Origin of the sequence: Paenibacillus odorifer (assembly GCF_000758725.1) — a bacterium.
GTDB classification, from domain to species: Bacteria; Bacillota; Bacilli; order Paenibacillales; family Paenibacillaceae; genus Paenibacillus_AQ; species Paenibacillus_AQ odorifer.
On sequence record NZ_CP009428.1, the window covers coordinates 6191123 to 6211077 of the forward strand.

The 19955-nt window shown below is 46.8% G+C and carries 11 protein-coding genes, 1 tRNA gene and 3 rRNA genes; 1 reads left to right on the forward strand and 14 read right to left on the reverse strand.

Annotated features, from left to right (window positions below; genetic code table 11):
- Nucleotides 1-164: 164 nt before the first annotated feature.
- The 9 genes from clpC to PODO_RS27210 form a co-directional block, all read right to left on the reverse strand.
- Entirely contained in the window at nt 165-2633 is a 2469-nt protein-coding gene (clpC, locus tag PODO_RS27170; protein ID WP_036680471.1) for an ATP-dependent protease ATP-binding subunit ClpC, read from the reverse strand.
- Between the two features lie 35 nt (nt 2634-2668).
- Nucleotides 2669-3733 (reverse strand): protein-arginine kinase McsB, encoded by a 1065-nt coding sequence (gene mcsB, locus PODO_RS27175; RefSeq protein ID WP_036680469.1) that lies wholly within the window; start codon nt 3731-3733, stop codon nt 2669-2671.
- A 28-nt stretch (nt 3734-3761) separates the two neighbouring features.
- The gene (gene mcsA, locus PODO_RS27180) at nt 3762-4286 is read right to left on the reverse strand and encodes a protein-arginine kinase activator protein McsA (protein ID WP_036680467.1); all 525 of its coding nucleotides are present in this window, start codon (nt 4284-4286) and stop codon (nt 3762-3764) included.
- A 30-nt stretch (nt 4287-4316) separates the two neighbouring features.
- Complete coding sequence (locus PODO_RS27185; RefSeq protein ID WP_036680465.1) at nt 4317-4778, reverse strand: CtsR family transcriptional regulator; 462 nt, start codon at nt 4776-4778, stop codon at nt 4317-4319.
- 294 nt (nt 4779-5072) lie between these two features.
- Nucleotides 5073-6245: a GNAT family N-acetyltransferase gene (locus PODO_RS27190; RefSeq protein WP_038573469.1), complete on the reverse strand. Its 1173-nt coding sequence runs from the start codon at nt 6243-6245 to the stop codon at nt 5073-5075.
- A 421-nt stretch (nt 6246-6666) separates the two neighbouring features.
- Nucleotides 6667-6783, reverse strand: a 5S ribosomal RNA gene (rrf, locus tag PODO_RS27195).
- A 129-nt stretch (nt 6784-6912) separates the two neighbouring features.
- Nucleotides 6913-9839: ribosomal RNA gene (locus PODO_RS27200) — 23S ribosomal RNA — on the reverse strand.
- A gap of 173 nt (nt 9840-10012) precedes the next feature.
- Nucleotides 10013-10088 (reverse strand) — tRNA-Ala (locus PODO_RS27205).
- A gap of 101 nt (nt 10089-10189) precedes the next feature.
- Nucleotides 10190-11747: ribosomal RNA gene (locus PODO_RS27210) — 16S ribosomal RNA — on the reverse strand.
- Together the 16S, 23S and 5S rRNA genes with 1 tRNA gene alongside form the textbook arrangement of a ribosomal RNA operon.
- A gap of 406 nt (nt 11748-12153) precedes the next feature.
- On the opposite strand from PODO_RS27210, the gene PODO_RS27215 reads away from it, so the two are divergent.
- Nucleotides 12154-13410, forward strand: coding sequence for an MFS transporter (locus PODO_RS27215; RefSeq protein WP_036678676.1), 1257 nt, complete (start codon nt 12154-12156; stop codon nt 13408-13410).
- Nucleotides 13411-13414: 4 nt separating this feature from the next.
- Here the strand turns inward: PODO_RS27215 and PODO_RS27220 are convergent, their stop codons facing one another.
- From PODO_RS27220 to ligA, 5 genes are all read right to left on the reverse strand, one after another.
- Nucleotides 13415-15274, reverse strand: coding sequence for a transglycosylase domain-containing protein (locus tag PODO_RS27220; RefSeq protein ID WP_038573471.1), 1860 nt, complete (start codon nt 15272-15274; stop codon nt 13415-13417).
- Nucleotides 15271-15855, reverse strand: a complete 585-nt coding sequence (locus PODO_RS27225) for a HAMP domain-containing protein (RefSeq protein WP_036678672.1) — start codon at nt 15853-15855, stop codon at nt 15271-15273. Before PODO_RS27225 ends, PODO_RS27220 begins: the two co-directional genes overlap by 4 nt.
- 62 nt (nt 15856-15917) lie before the next feature.
- Entirely contained in the window at nt 15918-17030 is a 1113-nt protein-coding gene (locus PODO_RS27230; RefSeq protein ID WP_038573473.1) for a sensor histidine kinase, read from the reverse strand.
- Nucleotides 17031-17049: 19 nt separating this feature from the next.
- Nucleotides 17050-17757 carry a response regulator transcription factor gene (locus PODO_RS27235; RefSeq protein WP_038573475.1) on the reverse strand — a complete coding sequence of 236 codons (708 nt, stop codon included), beginning with the start codon at nt 17755-17757 and terminating at the stop codon, nt 17050-17052.
- Between the two features lie 180 nt (nt 17758-17937).
- On the reverse strand, nt 17938-19950 hold the full coding sequence (ligA, locus tag PODO_RS27240; protein WP_038573477.1) for an NAD-dependent DNA ligase LigA: 2013 nt from the start codon (nt 19948-19950) through the stop codon (nt 17938-17940).
- Nucleotides 19951-19955: the final 5 nt, after the last annotated feature.

The window sequence follows — 19955 nt, forward strand, 5'->3', positions numbered from 1 at the left end:
TGTTTACAATTCGGATCATTTTCTTCTAATGAAAGTTTACCATTTCTACCCCCTTAACGAAAGGTCATTCGGTATTTGCATTAAATGTATATTTTAAATTGATCTATTTCCAATAAAAAAAGCTTCCGCTCCTCTATAAATAAGGAGCGAAAGCCTTGTTTATTTTATTCAGATTCTACTTCTTTTTCAAGCGCTGGCGCTACTGGAGCGTCCACTTTAGTCACCACAAGTTCTCCGCCGACCTCATCAATATTGAGGGAATCACCCTTTTGGATATTTCCTCTCAACAATTCCTCAGAAAGACGGTCCTCAATATGCTTCTGAATTGCCCGGCGCAATGGACGTGCACCAAAGGCTGGGTCATAACCTTCTTTAGCCAAGAAGGCCTTCGCTGCATCCGTAAGTACGAAATCAACATCATATTCACGCAGGCGCTTGCGGAGCTCATCAGACATCAACGTAACGATCTCAGCGATATGTTTCTCATCGAGTGAGTGGAAGACGATGATTTCGTCGATCCGGTTCAAGAACTCTGGACGGAAGCTCTTCTTGAGCTCTTCCATAACCTTGCCCTTCATATTGCCGTATTCTGCTCCTGCATCTTGCACAGCCGTGAATCCAAGTGTCGAATTCTTCTTGATTGCCTGTGCGCCTACGTTAGAGGTCAGAATGATAAGTGTATTACGGAAGTCAACTACCCGGCCTTTAGAGTCGGTAAGGCGACCATCTTCAAGCACTTGCAGCAAAATGTTGAATACTTCCGGATGCGCTTTTTCAATTTCATCAAGCAGTACTACAGAGTATGGTTTACGACGTACCTTCTCTGTTAATTGGCCGCCTTCTTCATAGCCGACATATCCAGGAGGGGCACCAACTAAACGGGACGTGGAGTGCTTCTCCATGTATTCCGACATATCAATACGAATGACCGCATTTTCATCGCCGAACATAGCTTCAGCAAGCGCACGTGCCAACTCAGTTTTACCTACACCCGTAGGACCGAGGAAGATAAACGAGCCCATTGGACGTTTCGGATCTTTAAGACCCGCACGCGCCCGGCGCAATGCCCGGCTGACAGCCTTAACAGCTTCGTCCTGACCAATCACTCGTTCATGCAACAGAGCTTCCATGTTAAGCAGACGGTCGGTCTCTTCTTCCTTCAGCTTGCTTACAGGGATCCCCGTCCAGCTTGCGACAACCTGTGCGATATCTTCAGGTGTAACTTCAGAGTCGGTGCGTCCTTGTTTTTCTTTCCACTGGTTCTTAGTCGTATCAAGCTCTTCACGGATTTTTTGCTCCGTATCACGCAGGGCAGCCGCTTTCTCAAACTCTTGGCTCTGAACAGCGGAATCCTTCTCCTTGCGGATATCATCCAAGCGCATTTCTAGTTCCTTCAGATTTGGCGGGATAGTGTAAGAGTGAAGCCTTACTTTAGACCCTGCTTCATCGATAAGGTCAATGGCTTTATCCGGCAGGAACCGATCCGGAATGTAACGATCAGACAGCTTTACAGCTTCCACGATAGCTTCATCCGTAATTTTCACACGGTGATGTGCTTCATAACGATCGCGAAGTCCAAATAGAATTTGTACCGCTTCTTCTGGAGATGGCTGATCCACCGTAATCGGTTGGAAACGGCGCTCCAAAGCTGCATCTTTTTCAATATATTTACGATATTCATCCAGCGTCGTCGCACCGATGCACTGAAGTTCTCCGCGGGCTAAAGCCGGCTTAAGAATGTTAGATGCATCAATAGCACCTTCTGCGCCACCAGCACCGATCAGCGTATGAAGCTCATCGATAAAGAGTACGATATTCCCCGCTTGGCGAATCTCATCCATGATTTTCTTGAGGCGGTCTTCAAACTCACCGCGATATTTAGTACCAGCCACTACAGAACCCATATCGAGCGTCATTACGCGTTTGTCGCGCAGTGTTTCTGGAATTTCATTATTAATGATCTTTTGGGCCAAGCCTTCAGCAATGGCTGTTTTACCAACCCCAGGTTCACCTATCAACACGGGGTTGTTCTTCGTCCGGCGGCTCAGTACCTGAATAACACGTTCAATTTCCTTGCTACGACCGATAACTGGATCCAGGTTGCCATCCTTGGCATAAGCCGTCAAATCGCGTGCTAGGCCGTCTAGAGTCGGTGTGCTAACATTAGCAGGTGTTCCGCTATGACTGGATGCAGCCTCGCTGCTTCCCAGAAGCTGAAGCACTTGCTGACGAGCTTTGTTCAAGCTGATGCCGAGGTTATTAAGCACACGAGCCGCGACACCTTCTCCTTCACGAATAAGTCCTAGCAGAATATGCTCAGTGCCGACATACGTATGTCCCAGCTTGCGGGCTTCGTCCATCGACAACTCGATTACTTTTTTGGCGCGAGGAGTATAAGCAATGTTCGTAGGTTGTTCTTGGCCTCTGCCAATCAGTGTCTCCACTTCGTCCTGGATTTTCTCAAGACCCAGACCCAAAGCGATTAATGCTTTAGCAGCAATGCCGTCTCCTTCACGAATAAGTCCTAGCAAAATATGTTCTGTGCCAATATTGTTGTGTCCTAAACGAACAGCTTCTTCCTGCGCTAGCGCTAGCACTTTTTGTGCGCGTTCCGTAAATCTTCCAAACATCATATCTCCTGCACCTCCATGAATAATAAATATCTATATTAATGTTGTGTTCCCAGTGTTTCTCGGAGCAGTTTCGCCCGATACATATCCCGTTCAGTAGCGTTCATCTCGTCACCGAACATTTTTTGCAGAAATCCTGGCTGTGTCTTAACGTTAAGCTCATTAAGCACGGAAATCGAAGGGCCTTCCAGTATGCCAAGGTCGACCCCAAGTCTCACATCAGACAGCCGTTGTGCGGATTCTTTAAGCTCCATTAGAGCTGCATAACACAAAATCCCATAAGATCTTTTCACTCGGTCTGTAATTCTTAAAGCGGAATCTACAAGCAGCCTTTCACGGGCATTTCGTTCATGCTCTATAATCTGGGTGACTACACTGTGAAGGTTCTCGATGATTTCACTTTCCGTTTGACCGAGAGTAATCTGATTGGAAATTTGAAAGATGTTCCCTACTGCTTCGCTGCCCTCACCATAAATTCCTCTTACAGTCAATCCCACTTGATTCACTGCTGACAATATGCGATTGATCTGTTGGGTCATTACTAGTGCTGGCAAATGCAGCATTACTGAGGCACGTAGCCCTGTACCCACATTGGTGGGACAACTGGTCAAGTATCCTCTTTTATCATCAAAAGCGTAATTAACAGCCGATTCGAAGATATCATCGATGGCTGTCGCACGTTCCCATGCTTCTCTTACCTGAAGACCCGGGAACAGACATTGGATCCGCAGATGGTCTTCTTCGTTAATCATGATGCTGACCGACTCATCTTCATTTAATATCACAGCTGCACCACGTGAATCATTAGCCAGATTAGGACTGATGAGATGTTTCTCGACCAATACCTTTTTGTCCAGTTCATTCACTTCAGCAAGCTTTATCAGTTGAAAAGATCCGAATTCGGCAGCAGTTTCCCCATGAAACACAGGGGCCAGCAGCTCTAATACTTCTTCCGATTGCTCTAAGGAAGCAAGCATAGGGAATGGAAGATGCTCTAAGTTACGTGCAATACGCATACGGCTGCTAATTACAATCTCGGAGTGACTGCCTCCCGAGCGCATCCAATCACTAAGCGCTTGTTCAGTAAATCGGAGACTTGACATGTCATATCCCCCCTATATATCAAAGACTTTACTCTTGTGCCATTTCTTTTTCAAGTTGGCGAATTTGATCTCGCAGCTCTGCCGCAGTTTCGAATTCCTCCTGTGCGATACTTTGCTGTAATTCCAGCTTCAATTCATCAATTTGCCGTTTGAACACAATCTGTGCTCCAGCACGTTTGGGAATCTTGCCTACATGCGAAGTGCTGCCATGCACCCGTTTAAAGAGCGGGTCCAGTGCACTGTTAAAATATTTATAACAGGAGCTGCAGCCAAAACGACCCAATTTGCTAAACTGCGAGTACGTCATCCCACAATTCTCACATTGCAGACTCTGCGTAGTCTTCGTAGCAGCCGTCTTTTCCTTACCGGCCCCTTCGAGATCAAGCAGACCGGACAGCAAGCTGTGAATGGAGAATCCTCCAGCAGTTCCCGGGATCAGTTCACCCTTCTCCCGCGCACAGCTCTCGCAGATATGAAATTCTGTCTTCTCTCCATTCACGATCTTGGTGAAATGGAGTGTTGCTGGCTTGACGCCACATTCCTGACATTGCATAAGCGAAAGCCCCTCCCTTATGATTGACAATTATTTGCCTAACAAAGAGATTAACATCGCCTTCATAATCTTGGCCCGAATCTCATCCCGATATGGAATCTTAACCGTTAGGCAATCCCGAGAAACAGCAGCGCGCATAAGACACGCCTCACGCTTGCTTAGAAAACCAGCTTCCTCCAGTTGATAAATCAACCCTTCGGCAGCGTTCTGATCTATCCCGCCACCTATAGTATGGTTTAAATGGGCATGCAGTGCCACGTTGGGTGGCAATTCAAAACGTTGAATACGAATATATCCCCCGCCACCACGCTTACTTTCCACCACATAGCCTTTTTCCAGTGTAAAGCGTGTACTAATAACATAATTGATCTGTGACGGTACGCATGAGAACTGGTCCGCCAGGTCATTTCGCTGGATTTCCACCGTACCTTCGGGACTTTCATGCAAAATATTCTTCAGATATTGTTCAATAATATCAGAGATATTGCGCATCACTCATCCTCCAGTGCTCTTTAAAGCTTCATAATATCGGTTGCGGCCCGCATCCTTAATGACATTCATTAGTGAACTTCATTCATATAAGTCTGAAGAAAACTTCACGAATTCAGAGGATCGCACTGTATGTCATCAGGTGCGTTGACTTTGACTTTCTTTGACTTTTTAATATTATAACATATTCTGTGCTAATTCCAAGAGGATTCTCTTATTTTTCACTTTTTTCAGCGAATGTATTCGGAAATAAAGAACTCTCCCAGCATCTTTCGAAGGGGAGAGCCTAATTATTTTCTAAAAATGATCAAAAAGTGCGGTTTCAGCTTGCGGAATGATTTCTTCGAGCCATTCCAGAGCCGTCGGACTACCAGTCACAAGTCCATAACGAGCCAGCTCTGCAGGGAGTTTATATCCAAACATTAGAATCGTCAGCGTGCCAATATCACAGCTTAAGTCAGCTGCATCCCGTTCACCCTCTATACGCAAGAAAGCTGCTGCTCCCTCTTCGGAGACCGTCCATTCCCACAACCCGTCATTCCATGGTGCATATTTATCTTCAATATAAATAACCTGTTTCTTCTGACTGCTGTGACGCTTAAAAGAATAACTCTCCACAAATACTTTAGCATTCACAATACGCGCCATAAAATAAGGATAGTTCTCCTGCTCTATACGCGGATCAGGCAGCAAAAAGGGTAACATATCATCGGATGGCACCAGTTTTAGCGATGCACCGGTCACCATTGAATCGTGATTCGCAAGAAATGTCCACAGCCCCTGCCGGGCCTGTTCGTTCAAAAACACAAATTCATCAATGACCAGTTCTCTATTTTCTATCTTATATAGTACGTATCCTTCAGGTTCCCCAAGCTGTGAATAAAATACCGCAGTCTGACCTTCATCATCCAGAACAGAGTTCTCCCACCAGTCCAAATCACGCTTAAGTGTTCCGTTATATCTAACTGCAAAACGATTGTATAAGTTGTCCAATACTCCGATATCTTTAACACCGCGTCTTACCTTGCCCTCAACTTCAACCTTCTTGGGAAACTTGGCAACAGGAATGGAGTATTTCTTATATTCACAATAAACTTCCCAACCAAATTTGCGATAAAAGGGGATCAAGAACGGATGCAGAAAAGATAATGTCTGCCCCGCCTCATTCATCGTTTGCAGCGTATGCGCTAGGAGCTTTGCCACATGTCCCTGTCTGCGATTCTCTGGCCATGTCGCTACCCCAGCGAGCCCTCCCATAGGTACTAATCTACCTTGTATGTACACTTGGAATGGAAGAAGAGTAAGTTTGGCTTCCAAAGTACCTTCTTCAAAAGCACCCCATACGCGTTCTGCTTTAAATCTTTCCTTAGCATTAGCCCTTTTCTCACTGGGCAGCTTGTATTGAAAAGCATATTCAGATAAATCCATGCTTAGATTAAACTCTTCTGAGTGCAACTGTCTGATATCCACAAAACTCACCTCACCATTTATGAATTTACTTTTATGGTTAGTATAACAAGAGAGTGTATTGTGTGCGAATTATAAGGATATTTTTCGAACTTTTTTTAGTTATCCACAGCTTTAAGCAGTTTCAAAAATAGTCTTGTAATCTTGTCCTATTCAAGTTAAAATAATTATCCACTTATCAATCCCTCTATCCACATAAATCCGACTATATCCACAGCAACCCGTGTATTACTTAGGTTTTCTGTTGACAGATCTACATAAATATGTACTTAATCCACACCATTCGGTGATTTTTTGCCTTTTAATTATCTATCCACATGTGCGTAAGTTTTCTGCAAATTCCAATGAATTATCCACAAGTTTTCCACAATCTATAATAGACGCAAAAAAGCCACTGTCGAGTTATCAACAGTGGTCTATTTGTGCTTGGCAACGTCCTACTCTCCCAGGACCCTTCGGTCCAAGTACCATCGGCGCTGGAGGGCTTAACGGTCGTGTTCGGGATGGGTACGCGTGGAACCCCTCCGCTATCGCCACCAAACATGCGTCTGTGAAACAGACGCTGCCGCGTGAAATTCGGTTCATCACCAGAAGTGACAATGAATTTCTAAGCGTGTTACAGGCTTAATCGCCTGAAAACTGAATCCGAAACGAATTTGCATTCTACGTATAGGATAAGCCCTCGACCGATTAGTATTGGTCAGCTCCATGCATTGCTGCACTTCCACCTCCAACCTATCTACCTCGTCGTCTTCAAGGGGTCTTACTAATTGGGAAATCTCATCTTGAGGGGGGCTTCACGCTTAGATGCTTTCAGCGCTTATCCCGTCCGTACGTAGCTACCCAGCCATGCTCCTGGCGGAACAACTGGTGCACCAGCGGTACGTCCATCCCGGTCCTCTCGTACTAAGGACAGCTCCTCTCAAATTTCCTGCGCCCACGACAGATAGGGACCGAACTGTCTCACGACGTTCTGAACCCAGCTCGCGTACCGCTTTAATGGGCGAACAGCCCAACCCTTGGGACCTACTTCAGCCCCAGGATGCGATGAGCCGACATCGAGGTGCCAAACCTCCCCGTCGATGTGGACTCTTGGGGGAGATAAGCCTGTTATCCCCAGGGTAGCTTTTATCCGTTGAGCGATGGCCCTTCCATGCGGTACCACCGGATCACTAAGTCCGACTTTCGTCCCTGCTCGACTTGTAGGTCTCGCAGTCAAGCTCCCTTATGCCTTTGCACTCTGCGAATGATTTCCAACCATTCTGAGGGAACCTTGGAACGCCTCCGTTACTCTTTAGGAGGCGACCGCCCCAGTCAAACTGCCCGCCTGACACGGTCCCCGTACCCGATTAGGGTACTAGGTTAGAACCTAGATACGATCAGGGTGGTATCCCAACGGCGCCTCCACCGAAGCTTGCGCTCCGATTTCTACGGCTCCCACCTATCCTGTACAGATCGTACCCAAATTCAATATCAAGCTGCAGTAAAGCTCCATGGGGTCTTTCCGTCTTGTCGCGGGTAACCTGCATCTTCACAGGTATTAAAATTTCACCGGATCTCTCGTTGAGACAGCGCCCAAGTCGTTACGCCATTCGTGCGGGTCAGAATTTACCTGACAAGGAATTTCGCTACCTTAGGACCGTTATAGTTACGGCCGCCGTTTACTGGGGCTTCGGTTCATAGCTTCGGGTTACCCCTAACCACTCCCCTTAACCTTCCAGCACCGGGCAGGCGTCAGCCCGTATACTTCGCCTTGCGGCTTCGCACAGACCTGTGTTTTTGCTAAACAGTCGCTTGGGCCTTTTCACTGCGGCCCCCTCGTGCTATTCACACTACCGGGGCACCCCTTCTCCCGAAGTTACGGGGTCATTTTGCCGAGTTCCTTAACGAGAGTTCTTCCGCGCGCCTTAGAATTCTCTTCTCGCCTACCTGTGTCGGTTTGCGGTACGGGCACCTTCTCCTGGCTAGAGGCTTTTCTTGGCAGTGTGAGATCATGACCTTCGCTACTATAATTTTCGCTCCCCATCACAGCCCAGCCTTAACGATGTGCGGATTTGCCTACACATCAGCCTCACTGCTTAGACGGACATCCATCAGTCCGCGTCACTACCCTCCTGCGTCACCCCATCGCTCATAGCGGATTACGGTGGTACAGTAATTTCAAACTGTTGTCCTTCGACTACGCCTTTCGGCCTCGCCTTAGGTCCCGACTTACCCTGAGCGGACGAGCCTTCCTCAGGAAACCTTGGGCTTTCGGCGGATCAGATTCTCACTGATCTTTTCGTTACTCATACCGGCATTCTCACTTGTGTAGTGTCCAGCGCTCTTTTCAGTACACCTTCAACCCCTACACAACGCTCCCCTACCCCAGATACATACGTATCTAGCCATAGCTTCGGTGGTGTGTTTAGCCCCGTTACATTTTCGGCGCAGAGTCACTCGACCAGTGAGCTATTACGCACTCTTTCAATGGTGGCTGCTTCTAAGCCAACATCCTGGTTGTCTGTGCAACTCCACATCCTTTCCCACTTAACACACACTTGGGGACCTTAGCTGATGGTCTGGGCTGTTTCCCTTTTGACAATGGATCTTAGCACTCACTGTCTGACTCCCGGCAATAAGTATATGGCATTCGGAGTTTGACTGAGCTTGGTAATCCTTGCGGACCCCGCACCCAATCAGTGCTCTACCTCCACTACTCTTATACCGAGGCTAGCCCTAAAGCTATTTCGGGGAGAACCAGCTATCTCCGAGTTCGATTGGAATTTCTCCGCTACCCCCACCTCATCCCCGCACTTTTCAACGTACGTGGGTTCGGGCCTCCAGTGCGTGTTACCGCACCTTCACCCTGGACAGGGGTAGATCACACGGTTTCGGGTCTACGTCCACATACTAAATCGCCCTATTCAGACTCGCTTTCGCTGCGGCTCCACCTTCTCGGCTTAACCTTGCATGTTAAACGTAACTCGCCGGTTCATTCTACAAAAGGCACGCCATCACCCATAGATCGGGCTCTGACTTTTTGTAAGCACACGGTTTCAGGTTCTATTTCACTCCCCTTCCGGGGTGCTTTTCACCTTTCCCTCACGGTACTGTTTCACTATCGGTCGCCAGGTAGTATTTAGCCTTAGCAGATGGTCCTGCTGGATTCATACGGGGTTTCACGTGCCCCGCACTACTCGGGATCCGTCTCGGAGAGAACACAGTTTAGGTTACAGGGCTTTTACCTCTATCGCGGGCCTTTCCAGACCTCTTCACCTACCATATTCCTTTGTAACTCCATGTGAGACGTCCCACAACCCCTAAGAGCAAGCTCTTAGGTTTAGGCTGTTCCGCGTTCGCTCGCCGCTACTGACGGAATCACTATTGTTTTCTCTTCCTCAGGGTACTTAGATGTTTCAGTTCCCCTGGTCTGCCTCTACATTTCCTATGTATTCAGAAATGAGTAACTGCGAATTACCACAGCTGGGTTTCCCCATTCGGACACCCCCGGATCAAAGCTTGCTTACAGCTCCCCGAGGCAGTTTCGTTGTTCGCCACGTCCTTCGTCGGCTCCTGGCGCCTAGGCATCCTCCGTGTGCTCTTATTAGCTTAACCTTGATTTTTCCGCAGGAAAATATCATACGATGACATTCTCTTTTGGAATCATCTCACTAATAACATTTACTTGTTTACACAAGTTGCTAAAAGATGTTCTAAAACGCAAATTCGTTTCGGTATCCAGTTTTCAAGGATCAAGTGTATAGACATAACAAATAGATGAAGTTTGTTGGTGGAGCCAAGCGGGATCGAACCGCTGACCTCCTGCTTGCAAGGCAGGCGCTCTCCCAGCTGAGCTATGGCCCCGCAAATTCCATCAAAACCGAACAAATGGATACACGTTAATTAGTTTTGGAAGCTTAGCTTCCGATTTGAATGTTCTCATTGCAGAGAACGATTCTCCATAGAAAGGAGGTGATCCAGCCGCACCTTCCGATACGGCTACCTTGTTACGACTTCACCCCAATCATCTACCCCACCTTCGGCGGCTGGCTCCCTTGCGGGTTACCCCACCGACTTCGGGTGTTGTAAACTCTCGTGGTGTGACGGGCGGTGTGTACAAGACCCGGGAACGTATTCACCGCGGCATGCTGATCCGCGATTACTAGCAATTCCGACTTCATGCAGGCGAGTTGCAGCCTGCAATCCGAACTGAGACCGGCTTTGATGGGATTGGCTCCACCTCGCGGCTTCGCTTCCCGTTGTACCGGCCATTGTAGTACGTGTGTAGCCCAGGTCATAAGGGGCATGATGATTTGACGTCATCCCCACCTTCCTCCGGTTTGTCACCGGCAGTCACTCTAGAGTGCCCAGCATTACCTGCTGGCAACTAAAGTTAAGGGTTGCGCTCGTTGCGGGACTTAACCCAACATCTCACGACACGAGCTGACGACAACCATGCACCACCTGTCTCCTCTGTCCCGAAGGCCGCTGCTATCTCTAGCAGATTCAGAGGGATGTCAAGACCTGGTAAGGTTCTTCGCGTTGCTTCGAATTAAACCACATACTCCACTGCTTGTGCGGGTCCCCGTCAATTCCTTTGAGTTTCAGTCTTGCGACCGTACTCCCCAGGCGGAGTGCTTACTGTGTTAACTTCGGCACCAAGGGTATCGAAACCCCTAACACCTAGCACTCATCGTTTACGGCGTGGACTACCAGGGTATCTAATCCTGTTTGCTCCCCACGCTTTCGCGCCTCAGCGTCAGTTACAGCCCAGAAAGTCGCCTTCGCCACTGGTGTTCCTCCACATATCTACGCATTTCACCGCTACACGTGGAATTCCACTTTCCTCTTCTGTACTCAAGCCACCCAGTTTCCAGTGCGACCTCAGGTTGAGCCCAAGGTTTAAACACCAGACTTAAATAGCCGCCTGCGCGCGCTTTACGCCCAATAATTCCGGACAACGCTTGCCCCCTACGTATTACCGCGGCTGCTGGCACGTAGTTAGCCGGGGCTTTCTTCTCAGGTACCGTCACTCCGGTAGCAGTTACTCTACCGGACGTTCTTCCCTGGCAACAGAGCTTTACGATCCGAAAACCTTCATCACTCACGCGGCGTTGCTCCGTCAGGCTTTCGCCCATTGCGGAAGATTCCCTACTGCTGCCTCCCGTAGGAGTCTGGGCCGTGTCTCAGTCCCAGTGTGGCCGTTCACCCTCTCAGGTCGGCTACGCATCGTCGCCTTGGTGGGCCCTTACCCCACCAACTAGCTAATGCGCCGCAGGCCCATCCCTCAGTGACAGATTGCTCCGTCTTTCATTCTTCTCTCAGGAGAAAAAAGAAATTATCCGGTATTAGCTACCGTTTCCGGTAGTTATCCCAGTCTGAAGGGCAGGTTGCCTACGTGTTACTCACCCGTCCGCCGCTAAGTTATTTTGAAAGCAAGCTTTCAAAATAACTCCGCTCGACTTGCATGTATTAGGCACGCCGCCAGCGTTCGTCCTGAGCCAGGATCAAACTCTCCAATTAGTATTGAAAAGAGCGATATGCTCATTTTGAAACTGACGATTCATTAAATGAATCTTTTTTTAAAAATTAACGCGTTCCATTTGTTCAGTTTTCAAAGAACTTGCTCCTGGCATTTCGACATCCAATGTCTCTCGCACAGGAATTAGAGTATATCATGTTTGTTTCTATCTTGTCAACTTATTTTTTCATCGCTTGTGTTTCGTATGTGCGATGCGTCGTAAGCACAAGAGATAATATACCATGCTGTCATTGAGTTTGCAAGCTTTTTTTGAAATAAAAAAATCATTCGTATAAATAACTTCGATACAACACAAATTGATACCATTCATCCATTATTTGTGGCTAAATAGAATTTATCGTATTCGCCAATCTTACCTTCTAACTAACAGTACAGAGAGGAGTCAAAATGAAGACCAAACCTACAGACGCTGCGTCCACGGTAGACAGCAAGGACAAGGAGCAGCGTAATCTGCAGCAGGCAACGATTTATAAAATTTTGTTAGCTGTCAGTTTTGTTCATTTATTTAATGATTCTATACAGGCAGTCATTCCAGCAATCTTCCCTATTCTCAAAGATAATCTACTGCTCTCTTTCGCCCAGATTGGATGGATCTCATTCGCTTTAAATATGACGTCATCAGTAATCCAACCCGTCATTGGATATGCTGCAGACCGTAAACCCCGTCCTATATTATTACCACTGGGTATGTGCAGCACATTTTTAGGTGTACTTCTATTGGCTTATGCCAATAGCTATTTTCTGGTCTTATTCTCGGTTATCCTGATCGGATTCGGTTCAGCCACCTTCCACCCAGAGGGTATGCGTGTTGCTCATATGGCCGCAGGTCAGCGAAAGGGATTGTCGCAATCTATTTTTCAAGTGGGCGGCAATGCTGGACAGTCCCTTGGTCCAATGCTTACGAAATGGGTATTCATCCCCTTTGGCCAGATTGGTGCCCTAGGCTTCACGATCGTCGCGGCTGCCGGAATCGCTGTTCAGACCTATGTAGCTCGCTGGTATAGAGAAATGCTAGATGCCGGTTATACCTTTCATAAAAAATCAACAGCACGAGCAATCGACCCCGCCCGCCGAAAAAGCATACGAACAGCAACGATTATTCTTGTATTCCTAGTCTTTGTTAGGTCTTGGTATGGCGCTTCTATCGGTAGCTACTACGCCTTCTATCTAATGGACAAATATCAAATGACACTGGATAAAGCCCAAATCTATATTTTTATGTATTTGGCTGCTGGCGCAGTGGGTACATTTTTTGGGGGTCCGCTGGCTGACCGTTTTGGACGGCGTAATCTCATCTTACTGTCAATGGTCGGAACCGTCCCCTTTGCGCTTGCTCTACCCTTTGTAGGTCCATTATGGGCGGCTGTATTGCTGCTGATTGGCGGTTTCATACTTCTGTCCAGCTTCTCGGTTACCGTCATTTATGCTCAAATGCTATATCCGGGCAACATTGGCACAGTTTCAGGTCTGATCACGGGACTTGCTTTTGGACTCGGCGGGATCGGCTCATTAGTCCTCGGCAACCTCATTGATAGTATCGGGATTGCTAAAGTGTTCATCGCTTGTGGCTTCCTCCCGCTGCTTGGGTTTCTTGCCTTGCTGCTTCCTAGAGATGAGAAATTAGAAGAATGGGCGGCGCAATAACTTCTCAATGATCACTTAAGGCTTTACTCATTACTGTAGAAAATAGAGCGGCAGCCTTCCCGCTGCCTTCAGTCATATAATTATCCTGATTCGTACGATCAAAACCCATCCATACCGCAGCTGTCCACTCCGAAGTATAGCCTACAAACCAAAGATCCCGATTGGCTTTCTTGCTCACGCCAGCCAAGTCCAATTGGGTCGTACCGGTCTTTCCCGCTACTGGTCTGTTCATCTGCGCTTTTTTCCCTGTTCCTTCATTAACAACATTGCGTAACATAGCCGTCATCGCTTCTGCGGTACGCGGCGAGATTACCTGACGTGATTCAGAGGGATGAGTATACAAGACCTTCCCTTTTGAATCCGTTATGGAGCGCACCATATGAGCCGCATTAAATTTGCCTCCACTAGCAAAGACACTGTAGGCCTGGGCCATTTTTAGTGGAGAAACCCCATTATGAAGCCCCCCCAAAGCTATAGATAAATGATTGTCCTCCTCCGTCAGTACAATTCCTAATTTGGCGGCAAATTGCCGCGCAGAAGAGATTCCAACCTGCTTCAATAGCCAAACAGCTGGTGCATTGATGGACTTTTTCAAAGCTGTATTCATTGTAACCTGACCTTGGTATATACCGTTCAAGTTCTCAGGCTTATAGCTGCCATAAGCAACTTTACGGTCGGACAGCATACTATTCGAGTTGAATTTCCCGCTCTCGAGTGCAGGTCCATAATCAATGATCGGCTTAAAACTGGAACCAGGCTGACGTGCATCAATAATAGCTCTGTTCAAATTGCCCTCGTTTTGATCTCGCCCACCAATCAACGCCACTACTTCTCCTGTACGATGATCCATTATGGCCATAGCTGCTTCTACCTGCTGATCTTTTCCGTCAGGTGGAAATGAAGCCTCTTTGAGAACGGTCCGCTCAAGTGCCTGCTGTGCTTTGATGTTCAAACCTGTAACTATAGTGTAGCCGCCTGTACGAAGCTCCTCTACGGATTTTCCTGTGATCTGAGCCGCTTCCTTAAGGGCGGCATCCACATAATACACTCCGGCAACCCCATTTTCGACCGCAGCTGGAGGCTGATATTGTTTATTCAGAGCTTCCTGCATTTGCTCATACGTGATTAGTCGCTGATTGAACATCATCTTTAGCACTAGATTTCTTCTCGTTTTGGATAATGCACTATTGTCTACTGGGTTATAAATAGAGGGGCCTTTAGGGATTCCCGCCAGAGTGGCTATTTGCCAGATCTCCAATTTTTTCAGATCAGACACGCCGAAGTAACGCTTCGCTGCTGCTTTTACTCCATATTGTCCCCGCCCCATATAAATCTGATTGAGGTACAGCTGCAAAATCTCACGTTTCGTCAGTCGCTGCTCCAAGGCAAAAGCAATAGAGGTTTCATTTAACTTGCGCAGCATGTTCTTATCTCTGTTCAAATAAAGATTGCGAGCAAGCTGTTGAGTAATACTACTGCCACCTTCTGATAAACTCATGTCCAAGATATTTTTTAAGAAAGCGCGTGATATCCCTTTATAATCGACCCCTTGATGGCTATAAAAACGGCGGTCTTCTACTGTTAAAAAAGTATCTATTAATAAAGCCGGCATCTCCTCAAGCGCTGCTGTAAGCCTATAACCCGAGCTCGGTAGCGGAGTCATTCGTATAACTGTTCCATCTGAAGCTGTGATGATGCTTGATTCTGGCAATTGCAGCCTATCCTCATGCCGGTTAAGTACGATCCCCCCATACTGGTATACATAAAAAAAAATCAAAAGCGCCAATACCGTACTAATAACACTCACATCAAATAATAGGTACCCTACTCGCAATATCCGGGCGCGTGCATTCCATCTGCTCATGATTCGATAATCAGGTTCTCCAGGAACCGCTCCATACTGCGCACTTCATCATTCGCTGCTGCAAGAAGTGTATGTACTTCCGCCTCATCCTCTTCAACCTCACGGAGGGTGCGAAGTATCGCCCTAGTCCTTATTAATAAAGCTACTGCTGGTGTGTCCTCTATCCGCTTTGAGCTTGCATCCCTATCTGGAACTTCTATTCTTTGCATTCGATTGAGGTTAGCAGCAATTTCACCTATTTCTCCTCCAGAAAGAACCTTGATGTTCTGAGCGACTCCTTTGTCTGCCAGCTCCGAGGTTCCCACCACTAGCGAGCGCAAATCATCAGCTATTTTCTGTGAACGAAGAACATACAGCCCACCGAAGACTAGAATAAATAGAAGGATGGCACTAGGGGTTTGACCCAAATGATTAATAACCCAATGAATAAGCCGGACAAAAAAGGCTTCTGATTGGCCCGAATAATGAGAATACAGCAAAGCGACAGCCCGCTGGACAACAAAAAGAAAGGCAGCACTCAAAAGAGCGCAACCCATAAAAATATATAAATAGCTGATACGAACCGTCCGAAGTTTTGGCATGGTAGTTCCCTCCTTGTGCCACAAGGATAACTTCCAAATCTTAAGAACCCGCCAGAGTTTTCTTAAGATTCTATGAAGAATGGGAAACGGGTAATAAAATCCGTGCGAAGAGATGTACTTTCTACATAAATAACGCCATTGTGGCGTTCGATGATACTTTTGGCAATCGCAAGTCCAAGCCCTGAGCCACCTGTATGCTGTGAACGCGACTTTTCTGCCCGATAGAATCGTTCAAAAATAAAAGGGATATCACTTTCCGCAATCCTCTCTCCAAAGTTGCTAATACGGACCACAGCATCCTTTTCCTTTTTACTGAAACCTATCTCCAATTTTCCGCCGCTTCTGCCGTAACGGATCGCGTTAGTAATCAGATTTTCATAAGCACGTACTAATTCTTTAGGCGAAGCCTCTATCCATAACTCATCAGCAACGTCCTCGATCTCATAGACCATATCCGCCTTTGTTAGTTCAGGAACCGACTCCTCCGCCAGCTGCCGTATGAAAGCCTTCAAATCCAATCTCTGCATAACCAAAGGGTACTCTCCACTATTTACACGTGTGTATTCAAAAAGATCATCGATCAGTTTACGCAGCACCAGGGATTTGTTGTAGGCTATATCCACGTAATACCGTATTTCCGCTTCTTCCTTACATCGATCTTGTTCGATGTATTCCAGAAAACCCAAGACAGAGGTAAGCGGGGTGCGTAAATCATGGGAAACACCTGTGATCAAGTCATTTTTTGCATTTACAGCTTTACGTTCCTCCTCTATGGAGTGCTGCAAACGCTCAGCCATTTCATTAATATTCTCAGCCAGCACACCCAGCTCATCCGTGGTTCTGACTTCAATTCTATGGGACATCCCGGAGCTTGTAATTTCTCGAATCCCTTTCGTGATCTCTTCCAGATACAGCACAACTTTACGAGTGTAGATAAAAAAGAATAATAAAAAGCTGATAATACCCGCTGCTGTCATTAGTGGCATAGAACCAATATGATTAATAATCCAGCGCAGTATGCGTGAATAGGGCGCCGACTCTGAAGCCGGATTTAGATAGATCATAAAGTTGACGAGTTGGTACCCTGCCATAAGCAGCAAAGCGCCTGAAAGCACACTCAGCAAAAAAGCGAACATAAACTTCCAGCGAATCGTCGTTATATATTTAGAATTCAAGAAGCCTCACCTAATCCTTTCAGGAAGGTCCGTCCAATTTATAGCCAACTCCCCAGACGGTTTGTATGTAACGTGGGCGTTTCGAATCGATTTCGATTTTGTCTCGGAGATTACGAATATGTACCATCACTGTGTTACCGCCATCTAGAAAAGGTTCATTCCATACCTTATTGTAAATTTGCTCCAAGCTAAGCACTTGACCTTGGTGTCTCGCCAAAAGCTCTAGAATAGAGAATTCCCGCGGAGTCAGTTTAATCTTCTGCTGGTCTACATACACCTCATGCTTAGACGTATCTATAGTCAGATCCTCAAAGCTTAGTCTGCTGTCGTTTCCCAACGTATTACTATCCTTATTAAATCCGTGATAACGGCGCAGCTGTGATTTTACTCGTGCCACAATCTCCAAGGGATTAAACGGCTTGCCCACGTAGTCATCTGCCCCCAGGCTCAGGCCGGAGATTTTGTCCATATCTGTATTTTTGGCTGATAGTATGATAATTGGCATTTTCCGCTCTTCACGGATCTTCATACATGCAGCTAGCCCGTCCATTTTAGGCATCATGACATCAAGAATAATTAGTTCAACTTCCTCTTTCTGCAGACATTCCAGCGCTTCCATTCCATCATAAGCCTTTAGCAGTCTATAGCCTTCATTACAGAGATAAATCGTTAACAGTTCTACAATTTCCTTCTCATCATCTACTAACAATATCGTTTCTCTCTTCACAGGAAGGGTTTCCTTTCAAATATAGTAATAAATATCTATAGCCTATATATTAGCAGATCATCCGAATTTTTTTCTAAAAAAGAAACGTTTAGTTGTATCCACGCAAAAAAGGCCCCTGCTCCTCTCGCACTTAAACGAAATGGAACCCGGAACCTTTTGGAATCGAATATAGTTTGTTACTTACATATCCAACAAGCGAATTAGCTCATCTTCATCCTCAATGACCTGAATGCCTAACTGCTGAGCTTTAGCCAGCTTACTGCCAGCTTTTTCACCAGCGATAACTAAATCCGTCTTCTTGGACACACTTCCAGACACCTTTGCTCCAAGTGCTTCCAGACGTTCAGCTGCTTCATCTCGGGTAAGCTTTTGCAAGGAACCGGTCAATACGACCGTTTTGCCACTAAAGAAGGAATCGGTATTAACAGGACGTGGTGCCTCAGGAGCCTTCGCTTCCACACCCAACGCCCGCAAGCGGGAAACATTAGCTACTACAACTGGATCTGCGAAGAAGCTGACAATGCTCTCGGCGACAATCCCACCAATGTCTGGTAACTCAGCGAGCTCCTCGGCTTTGGCCTGCATCACAGCATCCAGATCGCGGAAATGATCAGCCAACATCTTCGTCGTTGCTTTACCTGTGTTAGGGATCCCTAACGCAAAGAGAAATGAAGCAAGATCTCTACCTTTGCTATCTTCTAAAGCTTGCAGCAAATTCTGTGCTTTTTTCTCACCAAAACGGTTCAGCTGTACGAGCTGCTCAAAGTTCAGTTCATACAGATCCGCAGAGTCATGCACATTAAGCTCATCATAGAGCTGACCCGCCGTCTTCTCACTGAATGTCTCAATATCCATCGCATCACGCGAAGCAAAGTGGGTGATCCGACTGATAATCTGCGGCCTACAATTCAGTTTATTGTTACAGAAAAGATGTGCTCCGCGCATTTCTAACGGATATCCACAAGCTGGACAATCCTCAGGGAAAATAATCTCTCCACCGTCATTCTCCTCTGTTACCTTGCCGAGAATTTCTGGGATAACATCATTGGAACGGCGAATAAAGACCCGCGAACCTAAGGCGAATTTCAAGTTTTTGCGCTCAATATCACCCACATTATTCAGGGTGCAGTTCTGAACGGTAACTCCAGCAAGCTCTACAGCCTCAACCCGAGCCAGCGGAGTCACTTTACCTGTACGACCTACATTCCAGCTAACAGACTCCAGCACGGTCGTCGTTTCTTCGGCTTCAAATTTATAAGCTACTGCCCAACGTGGGAACTTGTCAGTGTATCCAAGCACCTCACGGATTCTGAAATCCGTGATCTTAATTACAGCCCCATCAATGAGGTAATCGAGACTCGAACGACTCTCCTCGATTCCAGCAAGCTGCTCAGTTACATCATCAAAATCATTGCAGTAGGTCAGGTATGGGTTCACTTTAAATTTGTTATTCCGCAGAAAATCCATCATTTCCTGATGATCAGCGAACTCCGCACCTTCTGCAAAGCCTACATTATAGAAAAAAGCGTTCAAACGGCGGTCCGCAGTAGTCTTCGGATTAAGATTACGCAGTGCACCTGCTGCTGCATTACGCGCATTCTTCAGCGGCTCTGTAGCCCTTGTATTATAATCAGCCAGCACAGACAGATTCATAATCCCTTCACCCTGAACCTCAATGACCCCATCCTTGAAGGGAATCGTCAATGGAACGGATTTGATGGTCTTCACCTGTGCAAGTATTCCTTCGCCAACTACACCATTGCCACGCGTCGATGCCTGTTCGAGAACACCATTACGATAGGTTAAATTCAGCGTTAAGCCATCGAACTTCAGTTCTACTGCATAACAAGGATCAGGAAGAGGGTTGTCTGGATTCTTAAGATTGTATTCATTCACTAACCGGAGCACCCGGGTATTCCAGCTGCGCAGCTGTTCAATATTCTGTGCTTTATCCAGACTCCAAAGCGGTGCCAGATGCCGATGCGGCGTGAAGCCCTTAAGCAGCTCTCCACCTACACGTTGTGTAGGCGAATCTGGTAGCACGAAGCCACTCTCAGCCTCCAGTGCTACAAGCTTGTCGTATAAAACATCGTATTCCTTATCGCTGACTAGCGGTGCATCCAGCGTGTAGTAGTGGTAATTATAATTATTTAATTCCGCAACAAGCTCTTCCATCACATGCATAGCATCCATGCAGG

Excerpts from the sequence above, each read along its gene's own strand:
- PODO_RS27215 (WP_036678676.1), top strand. The coding sequence starts at position 12,154 with ATGAAGACCAAACCTACAGACGCTGCGTCCACGGTAGACAGCAAGGAC.
- mcsB (WP_036680469.1), bottom strand. The coding sequence starts at position 3,733 with ATGTCAAGTCTCCGATTTACTGAACAAGCGCTTAGTGATTGGATGCGC.
- clpC (WP_036680471.1), bottom strand. The coding sequence starts at position 2,633 with ATGATGTTTGGAAGATTTACGGAACGCGCACAAAAAGTGCTAGCGCTA.
- ligA (WP_038573477.1), bottom strand. The coding sequence starts at position 19,950 with ATGGATGCTATGCATGTGATGGAAGAGCTTGTTGCGGAATTAAATAAT.
- mcsA (WP_036680467.1), bottom strand. The coding sequence starts at position 4,286 with ATGCAATGTCAGGAATGTGGCGTCAAGCCAGCAACACTCCATTTCACC.
- PODO_RS27225 (WP_036678672.1), bottom strand. The coding sequence starts at position 15,855 with ATGCCAAAACTTCGGACGGTTCGTATCAGCTATTTATATATTTTTATG.
- PODO_RS27220 (WP_038573471.1), bottom strand. The coding sequence starts at position 15,274 with ATGAGCAGATGGAATGCACGCGCCCGGATATTGCGAGTAGGGTACCTA.
- PODO_RS27185 (WP_036680465.1), bottom strand. The coding sequence starts at position 4,778 with ATGCGCAATATCTCTGATATTATTGAACAATATCTGAAGAATATTTTG.